Here is an 11,783-nt window from a genome sequence, read left to right as displayed (position 1 = left end):
CCACGCGACGCTTAACGCGGCTTGGCGCACTTTTGCAATCACGGTGCCCGCGGCAGGCATAGGATCGCCCGATGACAGGCATCGCCAATAGCCAGCTGCTGCAAGCCGTGGCCCTGCTGGGCGCAGCCGTGCTGATCGTGCCCGTTTTCCGTGCACTGAAGCTGGGCGCCGTCCTCGGCTACCTCGTGGCAGGTGTACTGGTTGGGCCGTTCGTGCTCGGCTGGTTCACCGATCCGGAGGCGATCCTGGGCCTGGCCGAGCTTGGCGTGGTCATGTTCCTGTTCGTGATCGGTCTGGAAATGCGGCCTGCGCATCTTTGGGCGCTGCGCAGCACGATCTACGGCCTGGGGCTAATCCAGCTGGTGGCCTGCGGTGCCGCCCTCACTTTCGTGGCGTGGTTGCTCGGCGCCCCGCCACGGGTCGCGTTCGTCGGGGCCATGGGCTTCGTGCTCACCTCCACCGCCATCGTGATGCAACTGCTGGCCGAATCCGGTGAGCTGAACCAGCCTCCGGGGCAAAAGGTCGTCGCTATCCTGCTGCTGGAAGATCTGATCATCGTGCCCCTATTGGCCGTGGTCGCCTGGATGTCGCCAGTGCACGAGAACGCATCCAACAGCGTACCGTGGATCGCGGCCCTGACTGGCATCGGGTGCCTCGCGGTACTACTGGTCGCCGGCCGCTGGTTGCTCGATCCGTTGTTCCGCGTACTGGCCCGGTCGAAGGTGCGCGAGGTGCTGTGCGCGGGCGCGCTGCTGGTTGTGCTGGGCGCCGCACTGCTCATGCAGCTGGGCGGCCTGTCGATGGCATTGGGGGCATTCGTCGCTGGCGTGCTGCTTTCCCAGTCCAGCTTCCGCCACCAGCTCGAGGCAGATATCGAACCGTTCCGCGGCCTGCTGCTGGGCTTGTTCTTCCTTGGCGTGGGCATGGCACTGGACCTCCACGTCGTACGGGTCCACTGGCTATCCGTGCTACTAGGGGTGGTCGCGATGATGCTGGCCAAGATGGCCGCCATCTATGGCGTCGGCCGCGCCCTGGGCGATGGGCACACCGAGGCACTGGACCGCGCGCTCCTCATGCCGCTGGGCGGCGAGTTTGCCTTCGTGCTGTACGCAAGCGCCGCGGCGACCGGCCTGATGAGCCAGGAGGACAACGCGCGTTTCACCGCGATCGTCGTGCTTTCCATGGCGCTGGCACCGGTGGTCCACGCGACCGCCCGCCGCTACCTGCCTGCGCGCGTGGTCCCTTCACGCCCGGCCGATGTGCCGCCCGGGCTGACCGGTAGCATCCTGATGATCGGCTTCGGCCGCTTTGGCCAGGTGGTAAGCCAGTCGTTGCTTGCACGAGATGTGGACGTCACGGTGATCGATACGGATGTCGAGATGATCGAAGCCGCCACCGGGTTTGGATTCAAGATCTATTATGGCGATGGCACACGGCTGGATGTGCTGGATGCGGCAGGTGCCGACAAGGCACGGATCATTGCCATCTGCGTCGATTCACGCACTACCGCGAACACCATTATCGCGATCACCCAGGAGCGCTACCCCGCCGCCACGCTCATGGTACGTACTTACGATCGCGAGCATTCACTCCGCATGGCGGCGCTGGGCGTGAAAATCCACCAGCGGGAAACATTTGAATCCGCCTTGCGCTTCGGTAGCCTCGCGCTGGTGGAACTTGGCGTTCCTCGCGTCGAAGCCGATGAAGTGGCCGAGACGGTACGCCAACGCGATGCCGACCGATTCGCGCGCGAGCTCGCCGGGATCGATTGGGCCACCGCCGGCCTTGCCAACTTCCAGCGACCACAACCCACGCCATTCACCCGGCCCACGCACGAAGCGCGCACGCTACATGCACCGCCCGCCGGTGATTCTTCACCTGCGAAGTAACCCCCGGGTGTCACGCACTAAGCGGCAATGGTCGCGGTTTTACCGCGCTTAACGGGCTTCGGAGCAGGACCCCGTGTTACACCAGAGGTCACCCGTATCACGGAGAAGGTGGCCATGCCGCGCGCGTTCCAGACGCTCACGCTAGCCGATGCCAAAGCCATGATCGTCGCGGCCGAAACCAAGGCCACGGCGCTCGGCATTGCCTACAACATCGCCGTCGTGGATGCCGGTGGCCGGCTTCTCGCGTTTGTCCGCCAGGATGGCGCGCTCATCGGCAGCATCGACCTGTCGATCCACAAAGCGCTCACCGCACGCATCTTCGATAAAACGACCGCCTTCCTGAGTGGGCTTGCCCAACCCGGCAGCCAGCTCTACGGCATCCAGAACAGCAACGAAGGCGCCGTAGTGATCTTCGGCGGCGGCATGCCGGTCATCCACGACGGCCAGATCATCGGTGCCGTCGGCACCAGTGCGGGCACGGTCGAGCAGGACATCGCCGTGGCCGAAGCCGCACTTGCGGCACTCGCGTGACATCACTCCCTTCCCCCCGAGGTGACAGCCCATGAAAGCGGCACGCATGCATGAGTACGGCAAGCCCCTGGTCCTGGAAGATATCCCGGTACCCGATATCGCGGAAGACGAGGTGCTCGTGCAGGTGAAAGCCTGTGGCATGTGCCGCTCGGACGTGCAGCTGATCGATGGCTATTTCCGCCCCTACGCCGACCTGAAGCCGCCGCTGACGCTTGGCCACGAGATCACCGGCGTCATCGCGAAAATGGGCTCGCTGGTGCCGAAGGGCGCGGGTATCGCCGAAGGCGACCATGTGGTGGTGGCTCCCGGCTGGGGTGATGGCATCTGCCGGCACTGCCAGGTGGGCGATACACAGATCTGCCCGAACGTGCGTTGGCCGGGCTTTGGTCCGGTGGGCGGGTTTGCCGAATTCATCCCCGTGCCGGCGCGCTATGTGATCAAGGTGGGCAAGAACCTGCCGTTCGAGCAACTGGCGCCACTCACCGATGCCGGCCTTACCACCTACCGCGGTATCCGCAAGCTGCGCGATGCCGGTGCCCTCGGCCCTGATCGCGTCATCGGCGTGCTTGGTGTTGGTGGCCTGGGCGCCTACGCCGTGCAGTACGCCCGGCTATTGGGTAGCGGTGCGCGTGTCGTAGCCATCGCCCGGAGCGAGGAGAAGCTGGCGGTGGCGCGCGACTACGGCGTTGACCACACCATTGCGGTGAAGGGCAAATCAGAAGCCGACATCAAGAAGGATTTGAACCAGGCTTTCGGCCAGGTCGACCTGGACGCGATCATCGATTGCACGGGTGCGCCGGCCATGATCCAGCTCGGCATGAGCCTGCTTTCCATCAGCGGCCACTACGTGGATGTGGGCCTCGTCGGCGACCGGATCGATATCCCGCTCTTCCCACGCGTATCGCGCGAGCAAAGCTTCCACGGCTCGTTCTGGGGTAACAACGCCGACCTGATGGAAGTCATGGCGCTCGCCGCGCAGGACAAGATCAAGCACACGATCAAGCCCATCAAGTTCGAAGAACTGAACAAATACATCGATCTTCTGCGCACCGGCGACATCGTCGGGCGCGCGGTGATGACGTTCTGATTGGCGCATTCCCTTCCCTTCCACACCATCGACGGAGCCACCACCATGCGCGTCAAGCACGTTCTTTGCATCGCGACCAACACGGCAGTCATCGGTAACTTCGAACGCACTACGGGATTCTTCTTCCCGGAGATCGCCCATCCGTTCGAGGTGCTGGAGAAGGCAGGCATCGCCGTCGAATTCGCCTCACCGCTCGGTGGCATCGTTCCGCATGATGGCTACGACGGGTCCGATCCAGTCCAGAAGCGGTTCCTGGAGAGCGCCGCTTTCCGGCGGCTGCAGAGTAGCCGCAGGCTATCCGAAGTGGATGTGCTCGATTACGACGCGATCTTCTTCCCCGGTGGACTCGGGCCCATGGTGGATATCTCGAAAGATCGCTATGTGAAGCAGGCGGTGCTGCGGGCCTGGAATGGCGGCAAGATCGTTTCCGCGGTGTGCCACGGCCCTGTCGCCTTCCTCGGCGCGCGCTTCGAGGACGGTACGCCGTTCGTCAAGGGTCGCAAGCTCACGTCCTTCTCCAAGGCCGAGGAAGACGGCTACGCGGCGCGCGATGTCGATTTCGACCTTGAAGGCGTGTTGCGTGAAGCGGGCGCCGAGTACACGTGCGTGGATCCCTGGCAGCCGCACCTGATTGTCGATGGGCGCCTGATCACCGGCCAGAACCCGGCCTCCGGGTCCATCGTCGGCAAGGCGATTGTCGAGGCCCTGGCCAAGGTCGATTAACCTTCAGGTTTTCGCCACCCAAGGAAATGCCGCCATGTCGTCGAAGCAAGTGAAGGTGATAGCCGTCCTGACCGCGAAAGAAGGCAAGGCCGGCGAACTCGAAGCATTGCTTCGCGGCATGACGGCGCCCTCGCGCGGCGAGCCGGGCAACGTGCACTACAACCTGTGGCGGCACCGCGAGACGCCAGGTGTGTTCGTGATCGACGAGTTGTATGTCGATACGGCCGGTGCCGAAGCCCACCGGGCGAGCCCGCACTACCAAAACTACCTCGGCCGCATCAACGATCTCGCCACGCGCAACCCCATTCCGCTCGAGGCGGTGGACGCGATCTGAGCGCGTGCACCGCCGCGAGCCTTGAGAGGCTCGCTCCATGCATGAGAAGGCATTTGAAGCGCAGTGTGCCGCCGTACAGGTGCACTGCCAGGATCGCAAGCAGGCGTCGCGGCGCACGTTGACCTTGTTCGCCCTCGCTTTGGGCAGCTTTTGCATCGGCACGTCCGAGTTCGCCAGCATGGGCATCCTGCAGCTATTTTCGACGTCGCTCGGCATCAGCCTGCCAACCGCGACCAACGCGATCACCGCCTACGCCTTCGGCGTGGTGATCGGCGCGCCGGCCGTGACCCTGGCTGCGGCCAGCCTCAACCGCCGCACTCTCCTGCTGTGCCTCATGGTCTTGTTCGTGATCGGCAACGTACTGTCGTCCCAGGCGGCCAACCTGGGCATGTTCGCCGCGGCGCGCTTCATCAGCGGCCTGCCGCAAGGCGCGTACTTCGGGGCAGGCGCCGTAGTGGCCTCCTACATCGTAGGCCCGGGCAAAGGCGGCAAGGCGTTCGCGCTGGTAATGACCGGCCTAACCGTGGCCACGATCATCGGCTCGCCGCTGGCCACCTTCCTCGGTCAAAACCTCGGGTGGAGGAATACGTACCTTGCGGTGGCCGGGCTAGGCACACTCGCGTCCTTCGCACTGCTGGCCTGGGTGCCACGCACCGATGCCCTGCGTGGCGGTCCCGTGGTGCAGGAACTCAGCGCCCTCCGCAAGGGCTCGGTGTGGGCCACGATGCTCGTGGCAGCGCTCGGCGTGGCCAGCATCTTCGCCGTGTACACCTTCATTGGACCATTCATCACCGACGTGGTGGTGCTCGATCGCCGCTGGATTCCCGTAGCGCTCGCGCTGTTCGGCATCGGCATGACCCTCGGGAACCTGGTCGGCGGTCAGCTCGCCGATCGATACCCCCAGCGCGGACTGGTGATCGGTTATGGCGCCGCGCTGTTCGTGCTTGCGACCCTGGCCGTGGCGGGTGACAACCCATGGATCCTCATGGCCGCCCTGTTCGGCGTGGGCACCACCATGATGATCGCCATCCCGACGATACAAGTGCGCCTCACCCAGTTCGCGCCTGAGGCGCCGACACTCATGGGCGCGATGAACCTGGCATCGCTCAATGTCGCCAATGCGATCGGCGCATGGGGTGGTGGCGCGGCGATCGCGGCGGGGCTGGGATTGCTCTCCGCCGCCTGGGCGGGCTTCATCCTGACGCTGCTCGGTCTGGTCGTGTTTGCGATCACATTGCCGCGTTCGCCGCACCTGGCCGCCGCCGCGGGCGGCGCGAGGGCATGACCTTCGCGTCGCGGCCGCTCAGACCGCTGAACCGACCCAGCGCCACGACCACGTGCCTGCCAACCATGTGGGCTTCGGAGCCGTTGGTGCGGAAGCTCTCACGTCCACCGGCCGGGTGACATGGGCAAGAAAGGTATAGCCTCGACCCGGGACGCTGGCGATATAACCAACGCCTTCGCCTTCGCGGCCCAGCGCCTGGCGCAGGTTGGCGATCTGGACCCGGACATTCGATTCGCCGACGACGAGGCCTTGCCAGGCCACCGCCATCAGCTCACGCGGGGTGACCACGGCACCTTGCCGCTCCACCAGCATGACCAGGATATCGAACGCGCGACTGCCCAATTTGACCAGCGTGCCATCGCGGTGGAGGGTGCGCTGCGCAGGTTCAAGGCGGAACGGGCCGAACAGGGACGGTGCAGGCATGGCGATGCTCCTCGGAGTTTCCCATGCACAACCGTAGGTCAGGCCGCAGCGAGGTCCTACCCCCTAAGGGCTGGATCTTGTCGCCATGGCCGAGGGTCACACTTTCACCCCGATGGGTATTGACCCGGGCGCGCGGGCGATGCACGGTGACGTTACTACGCGCGGGGAGCGCCACCGTGAGCGACGCGGATAACGCAGGCAGCATGATTCGCGTATTGATCACCGATGACCACCCGGTCATGCGGCATGGCTTGCGCGCTGCCATATCCACGCAGGCCGACATGGCGCTTGCCGGTGAAGCCGCCAACGGCCGCGAAGCCATCGAGAAATTCCGCGAATTACGCCCCAGCGTTGCCTTGATGGACTTGCAGATGCCCGATGTGGATGGCCTCGATGCCATCAGTGCCATCCGCAGTGAGTTCCCCGACGCGAACATCATCGTGCTTACCAGCTACCCCGGCGATGCGAGGATCATGCGTGCACTGATGCTGGGTGCCACCTCGTACCTGCTGAAATCATCCAGCCTGGAGGAAATCGTCCGTGCTATCCGGGCGTCCATGGCCGGGCGCCATGTGATGGACCCTGATGTCGCGCATGATCTGGCCGCCTATGCCGGCACCGAGCTGTTGACGGCAAAAGAGGTTGCTGTGCTCGCATTGGTTGCGCAGGGCCATGGCAACAAGATGATCGCGGGAGAGCTATTCGTCTCCGAGGAGACGGTGAAATCGCGCATGCGCAGCATCCTGTCCAAGCTCAATGCCCGGGACCGCACCCACGCCGTGATGCTGGCGATCCAGCGTGGGTTCTTGCAGCCATAACGCTTGGCATACCGCTGGCGACACAGCGGCCTCGGGGCGTGCCGCCCGGTGTGGTGCCACGCGCGGGTTCGCTCAGTCGTCACCCGGCAGCGGCGCATCCGGGGCGACAAGGCCCTCCTTACGCAACTCCAGCCAGAACGAACGGGGCACATGCTCGCGCATGGCGTCCTTGTCCTCGGCGATGCGGCCCGGGTGGCTGGCGCCAGGAATCACTGCGACCACGGCGGGGTGAGCCAGGCTGAACTGCAGGCCGGCGGCCTTCATGCTGATGCCGTGGGCCTCGGCGATGCCGCGAATGCGTGCCACCTTGTGCAGGATCTCCGGGCTGGCCGGGGCGTATTCGAAGTGCTTGCCGCCAACGAGTGCACCGGAACTGTAGGGGCCGCCCACGACGATACCCAGGCCTTCGCGCTGCACGGTTGGCATCACGCGCTGCAGGGCCTTGGCGTGGTCCAGCAACGAGTAGCGGCCCGCGAGGAGGAAACCATCCGGCCGTGGTTCGTCCAACTCCAGCAGGATCTCGATCGGCTCGACGCGGTTCACGCCAAGGCCCCAGGCCTTGATGACACCTTCGTCGCGCAGGCGATCGAGGGCGCGGAAAGCACCCTTGCGGGCACTCTCGAACTGGGCCAGCCATTCATCACCGTAGAAATCCTGGGCAACGTCATGGACCCAGGCGATCTCGATGACATCGGTACCCAGGCGCTTGAGGCTGCCTTCGATGGAGCGCAGCGTGGCGTCTTCCGAATAGTCGTTAACGACTTTATTGGGCAAGCCGTAGCGGAACACATCGCCCTTCTCGCCGAAATCGCGGCTATTCACGTCCTCGACCTCATCGAGCACGATGCGGCCGACCTTGGTGCTGATGACGTAATCCTCGCGCGCATGGCCGGCCAACGCCTTGCCCAGGCGAATCTCGGCCAGGCCCGCGCCGTACAGGGGCGCGGTGTCGTAGTAACGGATGCCGTGATCCCAGGCCGCATCGACGGTGGCCTGGGCTTCTTCCTCGGGAATGTCGCGGAACATGTTGCCGAGCGGCGCAGTGCCGAAACCCAGCGGATCGGTGATCAGGTCTTTCAGTGCCATGGGGCGCTCCGATGTCGTGGCGTGAGGGCGGCGTAGCCTGTAACGCTAGCACCGTGCGCCGCCGCTGGCGTGTCAAATGCCGCCAAATCCCGCCAAGGGCGGTTCGTCACGGCGGTTTGCTGCAAATGTGGCGGCCTCCTCGGCGGCAACGGCATCCCAGCGGGCCTGTGCCCTCGCCTCCCCAAGCTGCTGCGTACCCATGCGGGTCATGGCGGCGATGGCCTCGAGGGAGAGGGCGAGGTTCTGGCAATCGACTTCTTCGGCTTCGTGGATCAGATCGGCAAGCGTTAGCGTGACCCCACGGGCGTACTGCAGCCAGGTCGTGGCGTCGTTGAGCAAATCATCAGTCGACTGCAGCGGCTCGTTGTGGCAGGTGGCGACATGGGACGGTGTGCTGTCGATGGATGTCCTCATCGTGTTCTCCTTTGTACGGTGGCCGCGTGCTTTGACGTGGCATGACAGTCATACGGACCTGCCATGCCACGGACCATAGGAGCGCGGGTTCACCGGCGGCCCGTGCGCGGGCGCCGGGTGGCGTGATTGATGAAGTGGGTTGCGGTGACGACCCTTCATGAGGCGCACCAGGCGGTGCGCCTGCCTCATTCGATCAAGAATTGCCTCAAAAACAGATGCCACCGCGATTCACCAAACGTGCCTACGACTTATGCAGGCGGCCCGTTGACCGGTGAGGTGTCGCCGGGGGGATTCGGCGGGCGGGCGCGTGCCGTATGATCAGGGATAGCCATTATCAACTCTTGTGTAGTTGGTTGTGGTTAGCGGGCCAGCGGTGTTGGTAGCACCGTTGGCTCGCGACTTACACCGCGTTGTGCGGTGGTTGCCTGCGCGGGTTTGCTTGGGTGCGCGCAGGCAACGAGACGAACGTAACAAAAGTGAGTTGGCGTTGTCTGTAAGAAGAACGGACATCGTGTGTAGGCGCTGCGTTGCGTCTTTTCGCAAATCTGCGCCGCGTCAATTCCTGCCGCACCAGTCGCCCAGCCCGCCCCCTTGTAGGAGCGCGCTCGCGCGCGAAAAGCCAACAACGCGCAGACGCCAATACTCCGCAACCTGATCAACACCGACACCAGCAATGCCGAACTTATGATTCTGCTCGTACTGAAACGAGTTTCAGGAAGGTGTCGTGCTGGTAGCGGCTCATTCGGAGTTTCTGGCCTGTGTCCATCGTGAGGACGTGGTAGCCGTTGAACCAGGGGTGTACGGCCTGTACCCGGCGCACGTTGACGATGGCCGAGCGATGGACCCGCGCGAACTGCTTCGGGTCCAGCCGCTCCGCCAGCCCCGCCATGGTCTCGCGCATCTCGTGCACCCGGTCGGCCAGGTGGATCAACACCGTGTTGCGGCTGGCCTTGATCCACACAATCTCGTTCACATCCACAAAGGTGATTTGCTCGCTCTCGCGGATGGGGATGCGATCGAGGTAGTCGTCGCGCTTCCGCAGGGCATCCAGTGCCTGCATGATGCGTGCGGACGCCTCGGCGGCCGGGCCGGCCGTCGCGAGACGTGTCTTGGCACGGGCGAGCGCATGGGTGAAGCGCTCGCGGTTGAAGGGCTTCACCAGGTAGTCGACGGCATTCGCCTCGAACGCGCGCACGGCGTACTGCTCGTAGGCCGTGACGAAAATCGTGGCGGGCATGCGGTCGAAGCCCACGGTACGCACCACGTCCAGACCCGACATGGCGGGCATCTGGATATCAAGAAACACCAGATCGGGCGAGCCGGCACGGATCGCTCCCACCGCCGATGCCCCGTCGCCGCATTCGCTTAGCTGGGCGACATCGGCATCTTCGCGCAGCAGGCGTACCACGGCCTGCCGTGCGATCGGTTCGTCATCCACGACCAGCACCGACAGCTTCATGCGTCCACGACCTCAGGTTCGTCCTCGTCGATCACCTGATAAGGCAGTCGCAAACGGCAGGCTACGCCCTGGGGCCAGAGCATTTGCAGTTCTACCTGGCCTTTGCTGCCGTAGAGCTCGTTCAGGCGAAGGCGGGTGTTCGACAGGCCGATGCCGTGACCTTCGGTGGCAGCGCCTTCGGGCTCAAGCACGCTGTTGCGGTTGCGCACTTCGATCACGAGGCTTTCGCCATCGCGACGGCTTTCGATTTCGATGCAGTCGTTACCGACCCGCTCGCCGATGCCGTGCTTGATGGCGTTTTCGACGAGGGGCTGGAGAATGAGACTGGGTATCGCGCACGAGAGCGTGTCGGGCGCGACATAGATGCGAGTATCAAGGCGATCCTTGAAGCGCGTGCGCTGGATGCCGAGGTAGAGATCAAGCAGCACGAGCTCTTGCTGGAGCGTGATCTCCTGGCCCTGGCATTCATCGAGGAATGCACGCAACAGATCGCTTAGGCGAAGCAACATGTCCTCTGCCGAGCCTACGTCCTCATGCAGGAGCGTGGCGATAGCGTGCATGGTGTTGAACAGGAAATGGGGCTGGAGTTGCGTGCGCAGCACCTGCAGCCGTGACTGGGCGAGCTCGCTTTCGAGCTGGGTGGCTTCGAGTTCCCTTCGTGCTTTCTCTTCACGGAACTGCATGGCTTGCTGGATCACAAAGAGTGCCCAGCAGGTGAGCAAGCCGGTAGCCGCATGCTGCCCCACGAACTGGCGCCATTGCTCTGCGAGGCCCGAAGGCTCCGTGATCGTGGACACCAATGCGCCGATAAGTAGTGCAAGGCCGGTCATCCCCAGGCTGGCGAGCAGCGGTATCCACAACTCACCAAGCCGTAGCGGCACACGTATCGGGTAGTGCTCCCCCAGCCGGAACACCAGCGGTGCGAGCGCCGCCCACGTGTACCACTGGATGGCCGACCAGCGCATGTAATCGATGAAATCCCAGGTGTGCCCGGCGAGGTCATCGCGCATATAGCCCTGCCATGCGAAGACCAGGGCGACCACACCCCACAGGCCGAGGTAGCGGCCCATACCGATCTGCGTATTGCCGAGGCGCACTTTCATGGGGCGTTCCGCGGTGGGTGGCGGCGCCATCTTAGGCACCTCCGTGCGCGGGTGGAAAGCGAAACCGGGCGTTACTGCCATTGGTCATGCCGGTACGACGATTCGTCCCGGAACCGTTTCCGTGCAGGGCGCGCGGGCGCCATATGGCGCCACCCGGGCCGCTTTCGGCCGGGCCCACCTTCGACCTCGCTGGAGCTTCCCATGACACGGTACCTGCCCTGCCTCGCTATCCTCCTGGTCTCCCTCGCCTCGACGGCCTGTGCCTCTACCGCATCGCGCGCCGTAGGCGAGCGCCAGACCTCGGCGCCCTTCAACCTGGTCAATGCCACGGCCAGCAGCGTGGCGGTGTTGGCGATCGCTCCATCGGGAAGCGACGCCTTCCAGCCCGTGGATCTGGGCGGCTCGCTGGTCGGCGGCCTCAACGCGGCCGCGTTCCAGCTTCCGAATGGCCCATGCCTTCGCGATATGCAGGTGACATTTACCGACCAGCGCGTGTCACGCCTCAACGGCATTGACGTGTGCCGCACCCACGGCCTGCGCCTCGACAGCCTAAAGGGCCGTATGATCACCCCGGACACCCTGGCCAACGATGGGCCAGTCACCGATCGGATCGTGAACTGACGGAGGTCGC

Annotated in this window: 13 protein-coding genes; 8 read left to right on the top strand and 5 right to left on the bottom strand. The window is 64.3% G+C overall.

Translation table 11 applies throughout. From position 1 onward, the window contains the following. Positions 1 to 71: 71 nt before the first annotated feature. From L2Y97_RS10390 to L2Y97_RS10365, 6 genes are all read left to right on the top strand, one after another. A complete protein-coding gene (locus tag L2Y97_RS10390; protein WP_247436381.1) occupies positions 72 to 1,889 on the top strand; it encodes a monovalent cation:proton antiporter-2 (CPA2) family protein in 1,818 nt (605 codons plus the stop codon). A gap of 114 nt (positions 1,890 to 2,003) precedes the next feature. Next, entirely contained in the window at positions 2,004 to 2,420 is a 417-nt protein-coding gene (locus L2Y97_RS10385) for a GlcG/HbpS family heme-binding protein (RefSeq protein ID WP_247436379.1), read from the top strand. A 31-nt stretch (positions 2,421 to 2,451) separates the two neighbouring features. Then, the gene (locus L2Y97_RS10380; RefSeq protein ID WP_247436377.1) at positions 2,452 to 3,507 is read left to right on the top strand and encodes an NAD(P)-dependent alcohol dehydrogenase; all 1,056 of its coding nucleotides are present in this window, start codon (positions 2,452 to 2,454) and stop codon (positions 3,505 to 3,507) included. Positions 3,508 to 3,552: 45 nt separating this feature from the next. After that, the gene (locus tag L2Y97_RS10375) at positions 3,553 to 4,230 is read left to right on the top strand and encodes a type 1 glutamine amidotransferase domain-containing protein (RefSeq protein ID WP_247436375.1); all 678 of its coding nucleotides are present in this window, start codon (positions 3,553 to 3,555) and stop codon (positions 4,228 to 4,230) included. Positions 4,231 to 4,264: 34 nt separating this feature from the next. After that, positions 4,265 to 4,564 (top strand): putative quinol monooxygenase, encoded by a 300-nt coding sequence (locus L2Y97_RS10370; protein WP_247436373.1) that lies wholly within the window; start codon positions 4,265 to 4,267, stop codon positions 4,562 to 4,564. Between the two features lie 37 nt (positions 4,565 to 4,601). After that, the gene (locus L2Y97_RS10365) at positions 4,602 to 5,849 is read left to right on the top strand and encodes an MFS transporter (RefSeq protein ID WP_247436372.1); all 1,248 of its coding nucleotides are present in this window, start codon (positions 4,602 to 4,604) and stop codon (positions 5,847 to 5,849) included. 18 nt (positions 5,850 to 5,867) lie between these two features. On the opposite strand, the gene L2Y97_RS10360 is transcribed toward L2Y97_RS10365, so the two are convergent. Beyond that, positions 5,868 to 6,272 carry a winged helix-turn-helix domain-containing protein gene (locus L2Y97_RS10360; RefSeq protein ID WP_247436371.1) on the bottom strand — a complete coding sequence of 135 codons (405 nt, stop codon included), beginning with the start codon at positions 6,270 to 6,272 and terminating at the stop codon, positions 5,868 to 5,870. A gap of 176 nt (positions 6,273 to 6,448) precedes the next feature. Between L2Y97_RS10360 and L2Y97_RS10355 the strand changes: the two genes are divergently transcribed. Further along, on the top strand, positions 6,449 to 7,090 hold the full coding sequence (locus tag L2Y97_RS10355; protein WP_425492838.1) for a response regulator: 642 nt from the start codon (positions 6,449 to 6,451) through the stop codon (positions 7,088 to 7,090). 72 nt (positions 7,091 to 7,162) lie between these two features. Here the strand turns inward: L2Y97_RS10355 and L2Y97_RS10350 are convergent, their stop codons facing one another. The 4 genes from L2Y97_RS10350 to L2Y97_RS10335 form a co-directional block, all read right to left on the bottom strand. Then, complete coding sequence (locus L2Y97_RS10350; RefSeq protein ID WP_247436370.1) at positions 7,163 to 8,176, bottom strand: aldo/keto reductase; 1,014 nt, start codon at positions 8,174 to 8,176, stop codon at positions 7,163 to 7,165. A 72-nt stretch (positions 8,177 to 8,248) separates the two neighbouring features. Continuing rightward, positions 8,249 to 8,590: a hypothetical protein gene (locus L2Y97_RS10345; protein ID WP_247436369.1), complete on the bottom strand. Its 342-nt coding sequence runs from the start codon at positions 8,588 to 8,590 to the stop codon at positions 8,249 to 8,251. Positions 8,591 to 9,272: 682 nt separating this feature from the next. After that, complete coding sequence (locus L2Y97_RS10340; RefSeq protein ID WP_247436367.1) at positions 9,273 to 10,049, bottom strand: LytR/AlgR family response regulator transcription factor; 777 nt, start codon at positions 10,047 to 10,049, stop codon at positions 9,273 to 9,275. After that, positions 10,046 to 11,152, bottom strand: a complete 1,107-nt coding sequence (locus L2Y97_RS10335) for a sensor histidine kinase (RefSeq protein ID WP_247436365.1) — start codon at positions 11,150 to 11,152, stop codon at positions 10,046 to 10,048. Before L2Y97_RS10335 ends, L2Y97_RS10340 begins: the two co-directional genes overlap by 4 nt. Positions 11,153 to 11,353: 201 nt before the next feature. On the opposite strand from L2Y97_RS10335, the gene L2Y97_RS10330 reads away from it, so the two are divergent. Beyond that, positions 11,354 to 11,773 carry a hypothetical protein gene (locus tag L2Y97_RS10330; protein WP_247436363.1) on the top strand — a complete coding sequence of 140 codons (420 nt, stop codon included), beginning with the start codon at positions 11,354 to 11,356 and terminating at the stop codon, positions 11,771 to 11,773. The last annotated feature ends 10 nt before the right edge of the window (positions 11,774 to 11,783 follow it).

Source organism: Luteibacter aegosomatissinici, from assembly GCF_023078495.1.
GTDB lineage: Bacteria > Pseudomonadota > Gammaproteobacteria > Xanthomonadales > Rhodanobacteraceae > Luteibacter > Luteibacter aegosomatissinici.
This window is presented reverse-complemented; position numbering and strand designations above follow the sequence as displayed.